The 17,479-nt window shown below is 72.2% G+C and carries 18 protein-coding genes; 9 read left to right on the forward strand and 9 right to left on the reverse strand.

From position 1 onward, the window contains the following. Positions 1 to 76 precede the first annotated feature (76 nt). Positions 77 to 670: a hypothetical protein gene (locus tag AB0A90_RS26450; protein ID WP_357253235.1), complete on the reverse strand. Its 594-nt coding sequence runs from the start codon at positions 668 to 670 to the stop codon at positions 77 to 79. A 41-nt stretch (positions 671 to 711) separates the two neighbouring features. Next, positions 712 to 1,290, reverse strand: coding sequence for a helix-turn-helix domain-containing protein (locus tag AB0A90_RS26455; protein ID WP_357253236.1), 579 nt, complete (start codon positions 1,288 to 1,290; stop codon positions 712 to 714). Between the two features lie 76 nt (positions 1,291 to 1,366). On the opposite strand from AB0A90_RS26455, the gene AB0A90_RS26460 reads away from it, so the two are divergent. Together AB0A90_RS26460 and AB0A90_RS26465 are read left to right on the forward strand one after the other, a co-directional pair. Then, the gene (locus AB0A90_RS26460) at positions 1,367 to 2,941 is read left to right on the forward strand and encodes a bifunctional NAD(P)/FAD-dependent oxidoreductase/class I SAM-dependent methyltransferase (protein WP_357253238.1); all 1,575 of its coding nucleotides are present in this window, start codon (positions 1,367 to 1,369) and stop codon (positions 2,939 to 2,941) included. Positions 2,942 to 3,172: 231 nt separating this feature from the next. Further along, the gene (locus tag AB0A90_RS26465) at positions 3,173 to 4,792 is read left to right on the forward strand and encodes a DivIVA domain-containing protein (RefSeq protein WP_357253240.1); all 1,620 of its coding nucleotides are present in this window, start codon (positions 3,173 to 3,175) and stop codon (positions 4,790 to 4,792) included. Positions 4,793 to 5,010: 218 nt separating this feature from the next. On the opposite strand, the gene AB0A90_RS26470 is transcribed toward AB0A90_RS26465, so the two are convergent. Beyond that, positions 5,011 to 5,484, reverse strand: coding sequence for a hypothetical protein (locus tag AB0A90_RS26470; protein WP_357253242.1), 474 nt, complete (start codon positions 5,482 to 5,484; stop codon positions 5,011 to 5,013). A 216-nt stretch (positions 5,485 to 5,700) separates the two neighbouring features. Here AB0A90_RS26470 and AB0A90_RS26475 point away from each other — a divergent pair, with 216 nt between their 5' ends. Further along, complete coding sequence (locus tag AB0A90_RS26475; RefSeq protein ID WP_357253244.1) at positions 5,701 to 7,095, forward strand: FAD-dependent oxidoreductase; 1,395 nt, start codon at positions 5,701 to 5,703, stop codon at positions 7,093 to 7,095. Between the two features lie 16 nt (positions 7,096 to 7,111). Here AB0A90_RS26475 and AB0A90_RS26480 read toward each other — a convergent pair whose 3' ends face one another. Genes AB0A90_RS26480 through AB0A90_RS26490 form a run of 3 tightly spaced genes read right to left on the reverse strand, consistent with a single transcriptional unit; the run spans position 7,112 to position 9,729 of the window. Continuing rightward, on the reverse strand, positions 7,112 to 7,882 hold the full coding sequence (locus tag AB0A90_RS26480) for a nucleotidyltransferase domain-containing protein (protein ID WP_357253245.1): 771 nt from the start codon (positions 7,880 to 7,882) through the stop codon (positions 7,112 to 7,114). A 36-nt stretch (positions 7,883 to 7,918) separates the two neighbouring features. Beyond that, on the reverse strand, positions 7,919 to 9,259 hold the full coding sequence (locus tag AB0A90_RS26485; RefSeq protein WP_357253247.1) for a hypothetical protein: 1,341 nt from the start codon (positions 9,257 to 9,259) through the stop codon (positions 7,919 to 7,921). A gap of 5 nt (positions 9,260 to 9,264) precedes the next feature. After that, positions 9,265 to 9,729 carry a hypothetical protein gene (locus AB0A90_RS26490; RefSeq protein WP_357253249.1) on the reverse strand — a complete coding sequence of 155 codons (465 nt, stop codon included), beginning with the start codon at positions 9,727 to 9,729 and terminating at the stop codon, positions 9,265 to 9,267. Positions 9,730 to 9,874: 145 nt separating this feature from the next. On the opposite strand from AB0A90_RS26490, the gene AB0A90_RS26495 reads away from it, so the two are divergent. Both AB0A90_RS26495 and AB0A90_RS26500 read left to right on the forward strand, forming a co-directional pair. Then, the gene (locus AB0A90_RS26495) at positions 9,875 to 10,693 is read left to right on the forward strand and encodes a copper resistance protein CopC (RefSeq protein ID WP_357253251.1); all 819 of its coding nucleotides are present in this window, start codon (positions 9,875 to 9,877) and stop codon (positions 10,691 to 10,693) included. A 248-nt stretch (positions 10,694 to 10,941) separates the two neighbouring features. Next, positions 10,942 to 13,347 (forward strand): ricin-type beta-trefoil lectin domain protein, encoded by a 2,406-nt coding sequence (locus AB0A90_RS26500; RefSeq protein ID WP_357253253.1) that lies wholly within the window; start codon positions 10,942 to 10,944, stop codon positions 13,345 to 13,347. Positions 13,348 to 13,391: 44 nt separating this feature from the next. Here the strand turns inward: AB0A90_RS26500 and AB0A90_RS26505 are convergent, their stop codons facing one another. Continuing rightward, a complete protein-coding gene (locus AB0A90_RS26505) occupies positions 13,392 to 13,778 on the reverse strand; it encodes a DUF2267 domain-containing protein (protein WP_357253254.1) in 387 nt (128 codons plus the stop codon). A 214-nt stretch (positions 13,779 to 13,992) separates the two neighbouring features. On the opposite strand from AB0A90_RS26505, the gene AB0A90_RS26510 reads away from it, so the two are divergent. From AB0A90_RS26510 to AB0A90_RS26525, 4 genes are all read left to right on the forward strand, one after another. Next, positions 13,993 to 14,325: a nuclear transport factor 2 family protein gene (locus AB0A90_RS26510; RefSeq protein WP_357253256.1), complete on the forward strand. Its 333-nt coding sequence runs from the start codon at positions 13,993 to 13,995 to the stop codon at positions 14,323 to 14,325. 33 nt (positions 14,326 to 14,358) lie between these two features. After that, positions 14,359 to 15,195, forward strand: coding sequence for an oxidoreductase (locus AB0A90_RS26515; protein WP_357253258.1), 837 nt, complete (start codon positions 14,359 to 14,361; stop codon positions 15,193 to 15,195). A gap of 247 nt (positions 15,196 to 15,442) precedes the next feature. Continuing rightward, complete coding sequence (locus AB0A90_RS26520) at positions 15,443 to 15,862, forward strand: ATP-binding protein (RefSeq protein ID WP_357253260.1); 420 nt, start codon at positions 15,443 to 15,445, stop codon at positions 15,860 to 15,862. Positions 15,863 to 15,966: 104 nt separating this feature from the next. Beyond that, entirely contained in the window at positions 15,967 to 16,344 is a 378-nt protein-coding gene (locus AB0A90_RS26525) for a nuclear transport factor 2 family protein (protein ID WP_357253262.1), read from the forward strand. A 4-nt stretch (positions 16,345 to 16,348) separates the two neighbouring features. Here AB0A90_RS26525 and AB0A90_RS26530 read toward each other — a convergent pair whose 3' ends face one another. Both AB0A90_RS26530 and AB0A90_RS26535 read right to left on the reverse strand, forming a co-directional pair. Next, positions 16,349 to 16,870 carry an SUKH-4 family immunity protein gene (locus AB0A90_RS26530; RefSeq protein ID WP_357253264.1) on the reverse strand — a complete coding sequence of 174 codons (522 nt, stop codon included), beginning with the start codon at positions 16,868 to 16,870 and terminating at the stop codon, positions 16,349 to 16,351. A gap of 124 nt (positions 16,871 to 16,994) precedes the next feature. Next, positions 16,995 to 17,465, reverse strand: coding sequence for a molybdenum cofactor biosysynthesis protein (locus AB0A90_RS26535; RefSeq protein ID WP_357253266.1), 471 nt, complete (start codon positions 17,463 to 17,465; stop codon positions 16,995 to 16,997). Positions 17,466 to 17,479: the final 14 nt, after the last annotated feature.

Consider the following 17,479-nt stretch of genomic DNA (forward strand, 5'->3'; position numbering starts at 1 on the left):
GAACGATCGCGAGGGTCGGACCGGAGGGGAACCGGTCCGGCCCTCGCGCCACGTCACCACCGGCGGACTCTCTCATTCAGCCGGCGCTGTCGTCCCGCAACCAGTCGACGAAGGCGCCCATTCGCTCGGCGCTCCAGCGTCTCCGGGCCGGGTAGCCGTACCGTCGACCTTCTGCCAACTCGAAGCGCAACCGCGTGATGAGCCCGGGTCGATAGGCGGGGAGGCTGATGCCCAACTGCCTCACGTATTCCTCCGCGCCGCTGATCAGCCGATCGAGGTGGCCGGGCTTGAGCTCCAGATCACGCACGGCGGTCATGACCACCACCAACTCCGCGATGCCCGGATGCGCGGATGGGACGTCGTCGTCCGGCACCTCTCCCATCTCCCACAGGATGAGTTGCGACACCTCGTCCGCGGGCACGCCGTACGTCGCGTAGGTGTACCTGGTCACCCGCTCGGCGAACTGGCGAATCTCGGCATGGTTGCGTGGGTCGGGGTCGAGCCATTCGAGCGCGACCCGGAACATCCCCCTCACCACACCCCCCAAGGCTCGTCGGTCCAGGAACGCCCTCGGTTGCAGGCGACGCGCCAGCGAGCGATTTCCGAGCAGGACGGCGTGCCAGTAGTAGCCCTGCGCCGAACTCAGCCCGCTCGCCCGTCCCGTGGTCATGCCCGGAGGGTACGAACAGGCCGCCAAGGTAGATCTGTGGATCAGGCCGGTCGGGCCCGGACGTGCAGCCGCTCGCCCTGCGGCCCGAAGAGGCTGAGGGCCTCGGCGACACCGGGCCCGGGGTTGAGCACGAGGTGCGGGATGCGGGTGTCGAACTCGGCCACCTCGCCCGGGGCCAGGGTCAGGTCGCGGTCGCCGAGCAGCAGGCGCAGCCGGCCGGAGAGCACGTAGAGCCACTCGTACCCCTCGTGGGTCTGCGGGGTCCGCTCCCCCGCCGTCGGATCCGGCGGGAAGATCTGTTTGAACGCCCGCAGGCCACCCGGTCGGCGGGTCAGCGGCAGGAACGTGATGCCGTGGATGACGATCGGCTTGGGGCGGACCCGGGGGTCGCCGGTGGCCGGCGCGTCCACCAGCTCGTCCAACGCCACCTGGTAGGCACGGGCCAGCGGGAGCAGCAGCTCCAGGGTGGGCCGGCGACTGCCGGACTCCAGCCGGGACAGGGTGCTCACGGAGATGCCGGTCAGGTCGGCGAGCTGCGTCAGGGTGGTCCCGCGTTGGTGGCGCAGGGCGCGCAGTCGTGGGCCGACGGCCGCCAGCGCGGCAGTGTCCTCGTTTGCCATAACAGCAAGATTAGTTGCCACCTTGCCGGAGACGACGGATGGTGGGCTCAGCCGACGAGGCCAGAGGGAGATACCGGTGGACGAGACATACGACGTGGTGGTGGTGGGCGGCGGCGCCGCGGGACTCAGCGGAGCCCTGGCGCTGAGCCGGGCGCGACGGTCGGTGCTGCTGATCGACGCCGGCGAGCCGCGCAACGCGCCCGCCGGCCACGTGCACAACTACCTGGGACGGGAGGGAACGCCGCCGGGCGAGCTGCTCGCGGTCGGGCGGGCCGAGGTCGCCGGGTACGGCGGGCAGTTCCGCGCCGGACGGGTGGAGACCGCGACCCGCGACGACGACGGATTCCGGCTCGACCTCGACGACGGGAGTGCGGTGCGGGCCCGTCGGCTGCTGGTGACCACCGGGCTGACCGACGAGCTGCCCGGCGTGCCCGGCGTGGCCGAGCGGTGGGGCCGCGACGTGCTGCACTGCCCGTACTGCCATGGCTGGGAGGTCCGGGACCGGCGCATCGGCGTGCTGGCGACCGGGCCGCTGGCCGTGCACCAGGCCGAGATGTGGCGACAGTGGAGTTCCAGCGTGCTGCTCCTCCTGCACGACGCCCCGGCGCCGGATGCGGAGACCGCCGAACGGCTCGCCGCCCGGAGCATCGCGGTGGTGCCGGGTCCGGTCGCCGCGCTGGAGGTGACCGAGGACAAGCTGACCGGCGTACGGCTGGCCGACGGCCGGGTGGTGGCGCTGGACGCGGTGGTGGTCGCGACCCGGCTGACTCCTCGCGCCAGCCTGCTGGTGGGGCTGGGCCTCGCGCCGGAAGAGCTGATGATGGGCGAGCACGTCATCGGCGCCCAGATCCCTGCCGATCCCACCGGCGCGACGAGCGTCCCGGGCGTCTGGGTGGCCGGCAACGTGGCCGACATCCGTGGCCAGGTGATCACGTCCGCCGCGGCCGGCCTCACCGCCGCCGCGGCGATCAACGCCGATCTCATCGCCGAGGACACCCGTGCGGCGGTGACCGCGTACCGCCAGGTGGTGGCCACGGCGTTCGAGGAGCCGGCGTGGGAGGAGCGCTACCAGTCCCGGCCCTCGGTGTGGAGCGGCCGGCCCAACCCGCAGTTGGTCGCCGAGGTCGCGGACCTGACGCCGGGGCGCGCGCTGGACGTGGGCAGCGGTGAGGGCGGTGACGCGGTGTGGCTGGCCGAGCGGGGCTGGCGGGTGACGGCGGTGGACATCTCCAGCACCGCGTTGAGCCGGGCCGCCACGCACGCCGACACCGTCGGCGTCGGCGACCGGATCGAGTTCACCCATGCCGACCTGCGCGACAAGCCGCCCGCCGAGCAGGCGTACGACCTGGTGTCGTCGCAGTTCATGCACCTGCCCCCGGTGCAGCGGCGGGAGTTGTTCGCCCGGCTGGCCGAGGCGGTGGTGCCGGGAGGCCTTTTGCTGATCGTCGGGCACCACCCGTCGGATCTGTGGACGTCGGCGCGCCGGATGCACATGCCGGACATGATGTTCACCGCGGAGGACGTGGCCGCCACCCTGGACCCGACGGTTTGGGAGGTGCTGACCGCTGAGGCCCGCCCCCGCCCAGCCAACGACCCGGACGGCCAGCCCCTCACCCTGCACGACGCGGTCCTGCTGGCCCGCCGCCGCTAGCCCCACCCGAAACCCGTCGATCATGGAGTGGTGGTGCCGGAATGATGGTGGTCCACCACCTATGTCAGCCACCACAACTCCATGATCGATGCGGGAGCGGGGGACGATACGAGACGTGGTGGGGCGGGACTTCGCATGTGGTGGGCTCGGCGGTAGCGTTGCGCCACACTGACGGCCCGCGGGGCAGGCGACCGCCCACCCGCACGCCCCCGATCGTACGGAGGATGGTGCATGTCCATCGGCGCTGAGCCGCACGCAGCACGCGACGATGCGGCCTCGCGGCCGAGCTTCGAGCTCGCCCTGCGCGGCTATGACAAACGCCAGGTGGACCGGCACCTGGAGCAGCTCGACGGCCAGATCACGATGCTGAGCGGCGAGCACGGCCGCTCCGCGGTCCGGGTCCGGGAGCTGACCGCCGAGGTGCAGCGGTTGCGCACCGAACTGGCCGAGATGCGGGAGCAACCAGTGCAGGTGGACCGCGCCTCGATCCACGATCTGGGTCCGATGGTCGCCGAGATCATGACGCTCGCCGACAAGCAGGCCGCGATGATCATCGAGTCGGCCACCGACCGGGCGAACGAGTTGCGCAGCGAGTCGGAGCGGATCCTCACCGACACCCGGGAGCGGGCCGCGCAGGCACGGCAGGACCTGTCCGAGGAGTTGGCGACGCGACGTTCCGAACAGGAGCAGGCGCACGAGGAGCGGCGCACGCTGGCCGAGGCCGAGTTGACCGCGATCCGCGAGCACGCCGAGCAGTTGCGCGCCGACGGTGAGGCCGCCCACGAGCGCGCCCAGCACGAGGCGAAACGGATCACCGAGCAGAGCGCCCAGCAGCTCAACCAGACCCGGGTCGCCGCCGACGCGCTGATGAAGTCGGCCCGTACCCAGATCCAGCAGGAACTCCAGTCGGCCCGCGCCAAGAACCAGCAGGAGATGGCCCAGTGGCAGGCCAGCGTGGAGCGGGAGGTCAACGAGCGGCGGACCGCCGCCGAGCAGGACATCGCCGAGCAGCAGGCAGCCACCGAGCAGGAGCTCGCCGAGCAGCGCAGCGCCACCGAGCAGCAGATCGCCGCTCTGCTGGCCGAGGCCGAGCAGCACGTCACCGAACTGCGTAACCGGGCCGACGAGCAGGCTGCCAGTCACCAGGAGCAACTCACCGCCCTCCAGCAGGACATCGAGGAGCGCCGGCAGGAGGCCGAGGAGCTGCACGCCGAACTGGACACCGCCCGCCAGCAGCTCGCGGAGATCCAGCAGGAGGGTGAGACGCTGGAGAACGAGCTGTCGCGGATGCAGCAGCGGCTCAGCGAGGTCCGCCGGGACCTCACCGCCGAGAGCGCCCGGCTGGAGGAGGCCCGTCGCGCCGGCGACTCCGCCGAGCGGCACGCCAAGGAGGTACGCGCCCGAGTGCAGCGCGAGGCGAAGCGGGTCGCCGACCTCGCCGCCGCCGCGGTCATGGCGGCGGCAGCCGGTGGTCCGGAGACCGCCGAGTACCCGATGGTCGGCACCCGGTCCCACCTCGACCGGCCGACCGCTGACCGGCCGAGCACCGACCGGCCCTTCGTCGACCGGGACGGGGGCGGGCGGGCCGAGAGCGACCAACCCGGCAACGACCAGTCCGTTACTGATCAGTCGAGGGGCGACCGGTCCGGTGCCGACCCGTCCGACGGTGAGCGCTCCGACCGACCGACCACGGTGGACGAGCCGGTGACCGCGTCCGCCGACCGGGCGACCGGCCCCGACGGGCACGTCCAGGAGCCCGAGCGGATCTTCACCCGACCGGACGCCCCGACGCCCGTGCCGTTCCTCGCCTTCGGACAGCCGGTCAGCGAGAACGGCGCGGCCCGGCACTGACCTCGACCACGGTCGTCCCGGGTCCGCAGCGAACTCGCACGGTCCCGGGACGACAACCCGATCGCCAGCCACCGAACTGGACACGATCAACCGCGCCGTGGTGGCCGTGTGAATCAGCGCTCGCCCTCCCGGTCGACGCAGGAGAGGTGGATGGCTCTGATTGCCCAGAACAGCGCGGCCGCACCCCGGACCGGTGCCTCGTCGGCCGACGCCCCGCCTCACGAGGGAGGTGGGGCTGACCGAGCCAGATAGCTCCGCAGCTCGGCGACCTCCGCAGCGGTGAGGACGGGGGCGAAGTCGAGGTGCTCGCTGGGGTGGATGGCGGTGCCGGAGCCGGCCACCGTGACGAACCAGGCGCCCTCGTGCCCGAACCAGTGCGCCTGCCCCGCCACCCCGAGGTCGGCGAGGTCGTCCGCGGCGGTGGATGCACCGGCCGAGACGATCCGCACCCACTGGCCGTCGCGCCCGTAGGGCGGCTGCGGGATCTCCACGTCCAGGTGCCGCTCGGCGATCCGATCCGTCGGCACGTCGAACAGTCGCGCCGCGCCCTCGCGGGCGAGCGTGCGCACCTCCCTCGTGCTGCGGGTGACGCCGACCTGCACCTCTCCCTCGGGTCCTTCGACAAGCACCGCGTAGGAGCGGTCCGGCTCGTGGCGGACCCGGGCCCGGAACCGAAGCGGGACGTCACCCATCCACGCATGATCCCCTACCAACACTGGCACCGCCCGCCCTGACCACGTCGAGAGCGGTGCCGACCCGGAAACCTTGACGACCGCCTTCGACGGCGGCGACCTGGGACGATTCTGCGCGGAACGGGGCCGCCGACCTGCTCTCAACTGGCAGGCTGGGCTGGCCGCCGCGCACCAGCGGTGGCCGCCGGTCTGCCCGGTGACCGAGAGGAGCACCCGGTGACCGACCAACCGGAGGAGTTCGACCTGCTCGTCGTCGGCGGCGGCAAGGCCGGGAAGACGTTGAGCATGGACGTCGCCCGCTCCGGGCAACGGGTCGCCATGGTCGAACGCGGCATGATCGGCGGCAGCTGCATCAACGTCGCGTGCATCCCGACGAAGGCCCTGGTGACCAGCGCACGGGCGGCGCGCCTGCTACGTGACGCGTCCGCGCTCGGCCTGACGGTCGACGGCGGCCGGGTCGACGTGGACCTGCTGCGCGCGCACAAGCAGGACGTGGTCGAGGGGATGGTGGCCGCCAACCGGCAGCAGTTCCTCGACTCCGGCCTGCACCTGGTGATCGGCGAGGCCCGGTTCGTCGGCCCCCGGACCGTGCGGGTGTCCCTCGCCGACGGCGGTGAGCGGCTGCTGCGCGGCGACGACGTGGTCATCAACACGGGTACGCGTCCGCATCTGCCCTCGGTGCCCGGGATGGCCGAGGCCGGGGTGCTGACAAGCGACGAGCTGCTGCATCTGGATCGGCTGCCGGCCCGACTGGTGGTGCTCGGCGGCGGCACCGTCGGGATGGAGTTCGCGCAGATGTTCGCGTCGTTCGGCAGCGCGGTGACGCTCGTCGAGGGCGGCCCGCGGCTGCTCCCCCGGGAGGATCCCGACATGAGCGACGCGGTGCTGCGCGTGTTCCTCGACGACGGCATCGACGTCCGCGTCGGCATCGCCGTCGCCCGCGTCGACCGTGACGTCGACGGCACGCTCCGGGTGACGCTCGACGACGGCAGCCTGGTGACCGGAGATGACGTGCTGGTGGCGGCCGGGCGGGAACCGGTCACCGACGGGCTCGGCCTGGACGTGGCCGGCGTACGCCTCAACGAGCGGGGCTTCGTGCTCGTCGACGAGTACCTGCGCACCAGCGCCGAGCGGACCTGGGCGGCCGGCGACGTCGCCGGCAGCCCGCAGTTCACCCACGTCTCGCTGGACGACTACCGGATCATCCGCGCCAACCTCGCGGGTGGGGAACGCAGCACCGCCGACCGGGTGATCCCGTACACCGTCTTCACCACCCCGGAGCTGGCCCGGGTCGGGCTCACCGAGACCGAGGCGAGCCGCGCCGGGTACGACATCCAGGTCGCCCACCTGCCGGTCGCCGCGATCCCCCGGGCGCGCACCCTGCGCCAGACCCAGGGCATGTGGAAGGCGGTCATCGACACCAGCACCGACCGGATCCTCGGCGCGGCGCTGCTCGGCGCCGAGGCCGGTGAGGTGATCACCTCGGTGCAGCTGGCCATGCTCGCCGGGATGCCGTGGACCGCACTGCGTGACGCGATCATCACCCACCCGACCATGACCGAGGGGCTCAACCTGCTCTTCGCCTCGCTTCAGTCCCGCCCGGTCCGCTGAGTGCCGCAAGACCCGCCTACGCAGCGGCGATCTCGTCGCGTACCCGTTGTTGGAAGGCGCGGGCCTGCGCCCCGGTGGGTGGCGGGCCGCCGTGCCGTGCGGCGATCGCCTGACGGATCACCTCGGCCGGGTCGTCGGCGGCGATCAGCCGCTGACCGGCCGCGATCTTGGCCAGCCAGACGCCGTCGCGGTGGCGCACCAGCGACCGGCAGGCGCCGAGCACGGCGTCCTCCGCGCCGGGTGCGGGTTGGTCGTCCGGCGGTGTCGGCAGGGCCAGCCACCAGGTGAGCGCGTCGACGAGCAGGCGGCGCAGGTCGGCGGGGGCGAGGTCGGCGAAGACCTGCCGCGCCGGCGGGCCGAGCAGCGGCAGTCCACTCTGGTGCAGGATGCTGCGGTCGAGGCCGTACCAGAAGCGGCCGTCACCGGCCGGCCGGTCGGCGGGGTCGAGGGTGCACCGGAACGGCATGCCGGGGCCGGTGTTCAGTTCGACCTCGAAGCCCGGCTCGGGGGTCCCGGAGGCGGCCACCGCACGCCGGTACGCGACCAGCTCCAGCCCGCGCGCCGGGCAGGGCAGGGCCTCGTGCCGCAGCCGGGCCACCAGCGTCCGTTTGGTGCCGTCGCTGAGCGGCCCGGCGCTGACCAGCGCCACGTCCACGTCGCTGCGGCCGGCCTGGTACGCGCCGAGCCCCACCGAACCGGCCGCGTACGCGCCGACCAGGTCGGCTCCGAGTACGTCGCGGGCGGCGGCGACCAGGTCGTCGAGGTAGTGCTGAAGATCAGTGTCCACGGGTCATCATGACGCACTGGTCGGAGCCGGGCGGGACTACCCCGCGTAGAGCAGCAGCAGACCGCCGACGGTGTACGCGACCATCAGCGCCAGCAGCGGGAGTTGACCGGCCACCGCCCGAGCCCGGGGGAACAGGTACAGGGCGCGGTCGTGGGCGAGCAGCGTACCGACCAGGTGTCCCAGGATGATGACGGTGATCTGGAGGGTGGCCACCCCGGAGGGCGTGACCAGCCCGGTGTGCGGCTCCCAGCCGGCGGTGCCGAGCCAGTTGGCGCCGGTGCCCAGCGGGTCGGAGAGCAGCGCGACGGTGCGTTGGCCTTCCAGGATCAGCAGCGAGTAGTAGTGCGCCACCACGTAGCCCACCGCGATCGGCACGATCGAGTGGGCGATCTCGCCCGGCACCGCCCGGGCGTCGGCCGGGTCGGCCCGGCCGATGCGCGCCGCGGCCGCGGTGGCGAGCAGGTACGCCACCGCGACGGCGGCGATGACCAGGACCAGCCCGCCGCTGCCGGTGACCGCCGGGTGCAGGCCGTTCTCCTGGCCGAAGCGCAGCCAGGCCGGCGCGTTGGAGAGGCTGTCGTACATGGTCGAGCCGAGCAGCACGATCACCACGGCGACCAGCCCGGGGCGGGGGCGCAGCCCGGCGATCCCGTCGAGCGGGTTGCGCCAGACCAGCACGCCGTCCGCGGCACGGCCGATCGGGGCGAGCTGACCGATCAGGGAGCTGTACGTCTCGAACGGGTCGGCGTGGTCGAACCAGGCGGCGCCGAACAGCGCCGCCCCGACCAGCAGGACCACCGCGTACGCGGCGAGCCAGGCGGTGATGACCGGCAGGGTGGCCCGGTCGGGTGCGACGAGCTCCAGCCAGACGAACCCGAACAGCGTGGCGGCGGCCGGCCACAGGCCCACACCGGGCGGCAGCTCACGAAGCCCGCGGTCCGGGTCGCGGCGCAGCGCCTGCGCGGCGAGCAGGTGCACGGTACGCAGCGGGTTGAGCGCCCGCCAGACGGGGCCGAGCAGCAGCGACAGGGGCGCCAGGCCGACCCAGAGCAGCACGTAGAGCGCACCTGCCGTCGGGTTGTCGGCGGTGTCCGGCCCGCCCAGCAGACCGAGGCAGAACCAGGCGGCGGCGAGCAGGCCGAGTCCGCGCAGCGCCCACCGGAACGCGGGCGCGTCGATGAGCCGGGCGAGCCAGCGCGGCACCGGGCGACCGCCGACGGCGTCCCGGTCGAGCCGGGGTTCGCGCCAGAGCAGGCCCAGCGCCACGAACGTGACGACGAGGGTCAGCGCGGCGGCGACGACAAGCTGCGGCAGCGTGATCGGCAGGTCCTGTCGGCCGCCGACGCCGTGCGCCAGCACCGTTGCGGGGGTGGTCATGTCGGTCAACGGACGACGAGTTGGAACAGCACCAGCTCGGTCTCGTGCGTCTCCACCTCGAACAGACCGGTCTTGTCGGCCCGGAACTCCACCGAGCCGGGCTTGCCGGCCGGCAGTCGGGCGCCCAGGTCGTAGCCGTGCACGTGCAGCTCGTCCGCCGCGTCCGAGGTGACCGTGATGCGCAACAACTCTCCCTTACCCACGGTGATCCGTCCGGTCGGCGGAGTGATCCGCCGCTTCGCGATCGTCACGACGATCTCGCGGTCCGCGGCCGGTGCGCTGGGGGTGGGGCTTGCCGTCGGACTCGGCGCGGTGGTGGCGGCGCTCGGCGGTGCGGCGGACGTGGCTGGCGCGGAGGGGGTGGCCACGGACGGGTCGTCGTCGTGCCCACAACCGGTGACCAGCAGGGCGGTGAGGACGCCGGCGGCGAGGGCGGCACAGGCGCGGGTGGCGGGGGTACGGACGAACACGGGCGGACTCCGAACGACGCGAGGGGGACGGGTGTCGAGGTGAGAGTCGGGGAGGAGAACTCTACGTCTTGTTCGGCAGAGGGGAAATGACCATGATGAACGAATGCGATCGAGGTTGGTCACTGCGCGTAACACCCTGAGCCGTATGCTGGCGGCGGTGGCCGCGACGCTTGTGGTGTCGCTGCTGCTGCCCGCCGCGCCGGCGTCCGCGCACGGCCAGTTGGCGACCTCCACTCCGCTCAAGGGCACCGTCGTGCGCGAGCCCCTGACCCAGTTGGCCCTGTACTTCACCGAGAAGCCGGCCGCCAACGCGCACTTCGCCATCAGCGGCCCGGACGGGTCGCGAGTGGACAACGGCTGGTCCAACGGTGAGCCCAAGCGACTCGACAAGCCGGTCACGGAATACTTCATGGTCAACGGCGTGTTCGAGCCCCGGCTCTACCACACCGGCTTCCCGGCCATGGTGACCGTCGCGCACTGGCCGGCGAAGGGTCGCTACACCGCCAGCTACCTCTCCGTCGCCTCGGACGGTGAGGCGGTGCGGGGCGAGGTGACCTTCGACTACCAGGGACGGAGCACACCGGCCCCGGCCGGCTGGACGGCACCCACGGCGGGGCCGGATCCGGCGCTACTCGCCCAGGCCGAGGGCGAGGGATCGGCCAGGCCCGCGGTGACCGGCAGTCCGGCGGGTCCTACCGGCGCTCCGCCCGCTGCCAGCGAGGAGCGCGCCGGTGGCGGGTTTCCGGCCTGGTTGGTCCCGGCCCTGATCGTCGTCACGGTCGCAGTGCTCGTGCTGGTGGCGGCGCGCCGCCGACCCGTCACGCGCGGGGCCCCGACACCGGGCCGTCGGCCGTCCGGCGCCACCGCCGGCAAGTCCGGCGCTGCTGGCAAGTCCCGCGCCGCCAGCGGCAAGGCCGCTCCCCCGCGTAAGACGGGTGGTTCGGCCCGGCGCGGGCGGCGGTGAGCCGCCCCCAGAGCCGGCACTCTTCGCGTATCACCGCGAACTTTCGCACGGACATCGGGAACTTTTGATGTATCGATGCGAAGCCATGGACAGTCCAATCGAAACACCTTAATGTCTCGACTCATCAACCCGGTGTTTCCACAATGTCACTCGTCGGCGTCGAGGACGTTACGGAGCCGGGGCCGACGGCCATCCTCACCGCTGCCTCGCACCGGCCGTCGGACACTCCACTGCCTCCTGGAGGAACGATGGGCCCACGCCTGCAACGCCGACTCCCCCATCCCGTCCTGGGTGCGCTCGCACTCGTCCTCACCACCGGCCTCTGGGCCGCTCCGGCCACCGCCGCGCCCGCGCAGGAGCCCGGCGTCACGCTGCGCGTCTTCGACGTGCAGGTGCCCCTCTCCGAACTGTGCACCCTCAAGCCCGCGCAGACCCCCAACGTGGACACGCTCATGTCCACCATCAACTGGACCTCGGCGTCCGACTTCGGCTTCGAGGACAACTTCGTCTCGCAGGTGCTCGGCAACATCACCACCACCCAGGCCGGCAGCTACACGTTCCGGCTCAGCAGCGACGACGGATCCAAACTGGCGATCGACAACACCGTCGTGATCAACCACGACGGCCTGCACGGCGCGACGCCGCCGAAGGAGGGCACGGTCACCCTCACCGCCGGCCTGCACCCGCTGCGCATCGACCATTTCGAGCGAGGCGGCGGGCAGCAGATCACCCTGGAGTGGAAGACGCCGGGCTCGTCGTCCTTCGTGGTCGTACCGAACTCGGCGTTGAGCACCGACGCCGGAGTGGTCCGGGTGACCGCGCCGGGCCGCAAGGAGTGCGAGGGCATCGCCGACACCCCCGGCGACGGCCTGCCGCTGACCGGGGTGCACCCCGGCTACACGCTCACCAATCTGCGGCCCAGCGGCTTCCAGCCGAAAGTCACCGGGATGGACTGGCTGACCGACGGCCGGCTGGTCATCTCGACCTGGGGCGGCAGCGACCAGTCCGGCACCTCCCAGGACGGTGAGGTCTGGATCCTCGGCAACACCGGCGGCGCGACCACCCCGGGCGCCGTGACCACCAAACGGATCGCCAGTGGGCTGAAGGAGCCGCAGGGGCTCAAGGTCGTCGACGGGGTGGTCTACGTCTCGGAGAAACAGCGGCTGACCCGGCTGGTCAACACCGGCGGCGACGAGGTGGCCGAGCGCCTGGAGACCGTCGCCACCTGGCCGTACGGCGGCAACTTCCACGAGTTCGCGTTCGGGCTGCTCTACCAGGACGGGTTCTTCTACCTGAACCTGTCGGTGTCGATCAACTCCGGCGGTGCCACCACCAACCCGCAGCCCGCCGTCAACCGGGGCAACACCCTCAAGGTCAACAAGGACACCGGCGCGGTCAGCTACGTCGCCGGCGGCCTGCGTACCCCGCACGGCATCGGTTGGGGTCCGGAGGGCGGCATCTTCGTCACCGACAACCAGGGCGGCTGGCTGCCCTCGTCGAAGCTGGTGCACATCAAGCAGGGGCGCTTCTTCAACCACTACACCAACCCGGCCGGCCCGTTCGACACCGCACCTGTCACGTCCCCGGTGCTCTGGATGCCGCAGAACGAGATCGCCAACTCGCCCAGCACGCCGCTGTACCTGACCAGCGGCCGATACGCCGGCCAGTTCGTCATCGGCGACGTGACGTACGGCGGCCTCCAGCGGGCCAACGTGGAGAAGGTCAACGGCGAGTACCAGGGCGCGCTGTTCCGGCTCACCCAGGGCCTGGAGGCGGGCGTCTCGGAGGTCAACGTCGGCCCGGACGGCGCGATCTACGTCGGCGGGCTCGGCGCGGGCGGCAACTGGGGTCAGACCGGCAAGCTGTCGTACGGCCTGCAGAAGCTCACCCCGAACACCGCCACCACGTTCGAGATGCTCGCCATGCGGGCCACCACGACCGGCTTCGAGGTCGAGTACACCCAGCCCGTCTCGACGGAGACCGCCGCCGGACTGGCCGCGCGTTACAAGATCAAGCAGTGGCGGTACGTGGCGACGTCCAACTACGGCGGGCCGAAGATCGACGAGGAGACGCTGACCGTCACCTCGGCCACCCTCTCGTCGGACGGGAAGAAGGTGAGCCTCACGGTGCCCGGCCGCAAGGCCGGCCGGGTGGTGCACCTGCGCTCGCCGCGCCCGTTCGCCTCCACCACCGGCCAGTCACTGTGGAGCACCGAGGCGTGGTACACGCTCAACTCGATCCCGGGCAGCCCTCCGCCGCCGGCCGGCGGGAGCATCACCGGCGTCGGTGGCAAGTGCCTGGACGTCGACAACGCGGGCACCGCCGACGGCACGAAGATCCAGCTCTGGACCTGCAACGGCACCACGGCGCAGTCGTGGACGAAGGTCGGCGACACGTACCGGGTGCTGGGCAAGTGCCTGGACGTGGACAACGCCGGCACCGCGAACGGCACGAAGGTTCAGCTCTGGACGTGCAACGGCACCGCGGCGCAGGTCTGGCAGCCGCAGTCCGACGGGTCGATCCGCAATCCGCAGTCCGGCAAGGTCCTGGAGGCAGCCGGCGGCAGCAGCGCCGACCGCACCCAGATCCAGCTCGGCACGTACTCGGGCGGCGCGCATCAGAAGTGGGTGATCGGCAGCGGGGTCACCGGCTGACCTCGGCGGGGGCGTGGCCCGACCGGCGGGTCGGGCCGCGCCCCTCAGGGGCCGTGTGGCAGTGGCTGCGCCAGCGCCCGCAGCTCCGCCGGGAGTTGGGCCAGGGCATCCTCGAACTCCCGGTGCCCGACCACCCGGTGCATCGTCTGTAGGACGGCGCGGGCGCCCCGCTCGGCGGCGGGTCGGTCGATCCCGGCGCGGTCGGCCACCCGACGCAGGAACTCGTCGCAGCCGAACGCCTCCGGCGGCTCCGCGGCCTTGACCAGCAGCGGGCTCAACTCGTTGGCGAGGTGGGGGGCCAACGCGCCCGCCTCACCGCCGCTGAGGCGCTCGGTGAGGGTCCGTAGAACAGCCTCGGTCAGTGTGCGCGCCTGCTCCGGCGGGATGCCCGCCCGCGCCGCGACCTTGTCGACGAACCCCAGCTCGGCCATGCCCCCGCCCTTCGCTTCGGAAAGGCGTGGCTACCCGGGACCACCGGCGGCAAACCCCGCCCGGCGGCCCGGACGGCGTGCACGGCACGTCCTGACCGCCCGCCCGGTCGTTCTGAATCGTTGCCCCGCGCGGTGGCGTCCGCTTCTCGTACGGTGAGGTCGGACCGGGAACCCGACGGCTGCCCGACGGCGGCCCGTGCCGCAGGAGGAGCAGATGGCGGTGGACCTGCCCGACGTGATCAACAGGTACTTCCGGGCCGTCAACGACCGGGACCTGGATGCCTTCGTCGCCTGCTTCGCGGACACCGCGAGCGTCGCCGACGAGGACCGGCTCTACGACGGACGGGCCTCGATCCGCTCCTGGCGGCAGAAGACGATGGATGCCTACTCGTACTCTGCCGAGCCGGTCGGTGTCACGCCGCAGGCGGGCGACTCGTACCTGGTCCGCACCCGGGTGTCCGGCGACTTCCCCGGCAGCCCGATCGAACTGCGCTACCGGTTCACCCTGCGCGACGACCTGGTCGGAGCGCTGGACATCCGCCCGTAGCAGCCGCCCATCCGCCAGCCAGGAGGAGACCACGTGCCGCGAGTCTGGCTCATCACCGGTTGTTCCCGAGGCCTCGGTCGGGCGCTCGCCGAGGCCGTGCTGGCCGACGGCGACCACCTGGTCGCCACCGCGCGCAACCCGGCCCAGCTCGACGCCCTGAGCGACAGGTACGGCGAACGGGTCAGGACGGTGGCCCTCGACGTCACCGACCCCGCCGCCGCCCACGCCGTCGTCCGCACCACCGTGGACACGTTCGGCAGCCTCGACATCCTGGTCAACAACGCCGGATACGCCGACGTCGCCGCGATCGAGGACATGCCGGAGGACAACTTCCGGGCCCAGATCGAGGCCAACTTCTACGGAGTGGTCAATCTCTCCCGCGCGGCCCTGCCGGCGATGCGCTCCCAGGGGCGCGGGCACATCCTCCAGATCTCCAGCGTCGGCAGCCGGGTCGCCAGCACCGGACTGGGCGCGTACCAGGCCGCCAAGTGGGCGGTCAGCGGCTTGTCCGGGGTACTCGCCAAGGAGGTCGAGGGGTTCGGGATCCGGGTCACCAGCGTGGAGCCGGGCGCGTTGCGGACCGACTGGGCTGGCTCGTCGATGAGCATGCTGCCGATCAGCGACCCGTACCGGTCGGTCATCGATCCGGCCGTGCAACGGCTCCGCCAGGCCAGCGGCAACCAGCCGGGCGACCCGGCCCGCGCCGCCCAGGCGATCATCCAGATCACCCGGTTCGACGACCCGCCCCTGCGGCTGCTGCTCGGCGCCGATGCCGTGGCGGGCGCCTCGGCTGCCGCCGAGGCGCTGGCCGCGTCCGACGCGCGGTGGCGCGAGCTGAGCGAGTCCATCGCCTTCGACCCGGCCCCCTGACCGGCGCGGCTCCCCCGACCGACACCACCATCGGACGGGGGTGCGACAGGCATGACCGGGCGTCGCCGGATCGACCGCCGAACGGGTGGGACAGCCCGCGCACCAACAGGTGACATGATGTGCCGACAAACAGCTGTCGCTAGGAGAAGGGTTGCTGCTGCCCGATGGCGCACTTCGCGGCTCGCATGATCCCCGCACCCGGGCCTGTCGTGGTGACGCTCACCGACAACCCGCCGATGGCGGGCTGATGCCGGCCGAGCGACCAGAGGTCGTGGCCGAGCAGAGCGTCCCCGCCCCTCTCGCGGACACCATGTCGTACCAGGTCGCCACGGACGTGCGAGCGCTCCGCGCGTTCGTCAGCGTCGGGGCGCTGGCCCGCGGCCTGCCGCCCGAGCGGGTGGAGCTGCTGACGCTGGCGGTCAGCGAGCTGGCCACCAACACGTTGCAGCACACCACCGGCGGCGGCCGGGTCCGGCTCTGGGTCGATTCGGGTCAGCTGTTCTGCGACGTCGTCGACCGGGGGCCGACCCGGGCGCTGGGCCGGCGCATGCCGGCCGCCGACGCGATACGGGGTCGAGGGCTGGCGATCGTGGAGCAGATCTGCGACGAGGTCGCCGTGCTCACCAGCCCGGACGAGACGGTCGTACGGATCCGCCTGAGCCTGTGACCGCCGCCGGCGATCCACCCGCCGCGGGCTGCGCCGGCTGCCACAATGCGGACAGCCCGGGCTGATGGTGACACCGGGCCGACACCGATCGGGAGGACGCCACAATGCCGGACAGCGCACGTGAGGCAGAGCTGCTCGATGCCGAGCGGACCCTGCAGGCCGCCCAGCGGGCCGGCGACGTGGCCGCCCTCGACCAACTGCTCGTCGACCAGCTGATCGCCGTCGGCCCGGGCGGCGGGACGTACACCAAGCAGGATGACCTGGCCGCCCACCGGGACCGTCGCTCGGTGGTGGAGGAGTTGGTCGAGGAGGAGTTGGACCTGCTCGTCGTCGGAAAGACCGGGGTGACGTTCTTCCTGGGCCGGGTGGCCGGGGTGTACGAGGGGGCGGCGTTCGCGGCGCGCCTGCGCTACACCCGGACCTGGGTCCACGACGACCCGCACGGCTGGCGGGTCCTCGCCGCGCACGTCAGCCCGGTCTGACCCGTCAGGTCTCGTCGTCGGTGTCGAGCAGGCCCTGCTCGTCGAGGAACGCGAACCACCTGTCGTCGCCGGGGGTCAACTCGGCATAACCCGGGCCGAGCAGGTAGTAGTCCACGAAGGAGCCGAGGTCGGGGGCGAGCTCCTCGAACGTGTCGGACATGAACCACTCGGTGCCGTTCGGCGGGAAATACCAGACGGCGCCCGTGCCGCGGTCCAGGAAGATCGGCTCGTCGCTGCGGGTGCCGACCACCAGCCAGCCCGCCCGGTCCTCCGGGATGGACGAGAAGTCCGGCGCGTAGTCGAGGTGGTACTGGATCCCCGCGAGGGTCGACGCGGACGCCAGCTCGACCCGACCGGCGCGCAGCCCGTCGGCGACCAGCAGCAGGTCCCGCAGGTCGTCCGGCAGACCCGCCGGAACGGCATCGATGGCAGCGCCCTCGCCGAACTCGGCGAACGCCACGCTCGCCGGCTGGTCGGCCAGATCCACCCGCAGCTCCTCGATGAGCTGCCGCAGCTCGTGGATCAATCCACCACCTCTGTTCGGATCAGGTCCTCCTCCGAGCTGCCCTCAGCTCCGCGAACCCCGGTGCGCGTGTTGGTTCTACCACGCGCCGGCGGATGCCGGAGCCACCTCACCGAATCGCGTTTGCTCAGCTCACCGTGGCGTCGATCGGCCCGATGCGCAGGGTCCCGTCGTTGAGTGGCGTGCAGCGGATGCCGCCGGTGGTGCGGAGCGCCTTCCACGTCCCGGGGCCGACGGTGACGTCCATCCAGGCGCAGGGCCGGGCCGCCCGGTTGACCCGCAGGCTCACCGGGCCGTCGCCGGAGTCCAGCACCAGCACCCTGCCGATCAGCTCGTCTACCGCGATGCCGGTGGTGAGGATGTTGCGCCGCACCTCCGCCAGGCCGATGCCGACCGGCAGTGACTCCTGAGCGATGACCGTGACGCTGGCGTCGCGGTGCGCCTGCTGGCCGAAGTACCGGTCGCCGACGATGCCGAGGTGTGCCCGGATCCGGACGGCGTCGACCAGCTCACCGGGTGGGGCCGGCGCGGGGCCGTCGGCGGGCCGGCCCAGGAAGCGGTGCACGGGCGAGGCCAGCAACTCGACGATCTCCGGCATGGCAGGGATTCTAC

The sequence above is a fragment of the Micromonospora sp. NPDC049204 genome, assembly GCF_040647935.1.
Lineage (GTDB): Bacteria > Actinomycetota > Actinomycetes > Mycobacteriales > Micromonosporaceae > Micromonospora.

Coding starts and splice junctions, on each gene's coding strand:
- AB0A90_RS26485 (WP_357253247.1), bottom strand. CDS start 9,259: ATGACCACCCCCGCAACGGTGCTGGCGCACGGCGTCGGCGGCCGACAG.
- AB0A90_RS26470 (WP_357253242.1), bottom strand. CDS start 5,484: ATGGGTGACGTCCCGCTTCGGTTCCGGGCCCGGGTCCGCCACGAGCCG.
- AB0A90_RS26455 (WP_357253236.1), bottom strand. CDS start 1,290: ATGGCAAACGAGGACACTGCCGCGCTGGCGGCCGTCGGCCCACGACTG.
- AB0A90_RS26510 (WP_357253256.1), top strand. CDS start 13,993: ATGGCGGTGGACCTGCCCGACGTGATCAACAGGTACTTCCGGGCCGTC.
- AB0A90_RS26495 (WP_357253251.1), top strand. CDS start 9,875: ATGCTGGCGGCGGTGGCCGCGACGCTTGTGGTGTCGCTGCTGCTGCCC.
- AB0A90_RS26505 (WP_357253254.1), bottom strand. CDS start 13,778: ATGGCCGAGCTGGGGTTCGTCGACAAGGTCGCGGCGCGGGCGGGCATC.
- AB0A90_RS26450 (WP_357253235.1), bottom strand. CDS start 670: ATGACCACGGGACGGGCGAGCGGGCTGAGTTCGGCGCAGGGCTACTAC.
- AB0A90_RS26465 (WP_357253240.1), top strand. CDS start 3,173: ATGTCCATCGGCGCTGAGCCGCACGCAGCACGCGACGATGCGGCCTCG.
- AB0A90_RS26520 (WP_357253260.1), top strand. CDS start 15,443: ATGCCGGCCGAGCGACCAGAGGTCGTGGCCGAGCAGAGCGTCCCCGCC.
- AB0A90_RS26525 (WP_357253262.1), top strand. CDS start 15,967: ATGCCGGACAGCGCACGTGAGGCAGAGCTGCTCGATGCCGAGCGGACC.
- AB0A90_RS26535 (WP_357253266.1), bottom strand. CDS start 17,465: ATGCCGGAGATCGTCGAGTTGCTGGCCTCGCCCGTGCACCGCTTCCTG.
- AB0A90_RS26500 (WP_357253253.1), top strand. CDS start 10,942: ATGGGCCCACGCCTGCAACGCCGACTCCCCCATCCCGTCCTGGGTGCG.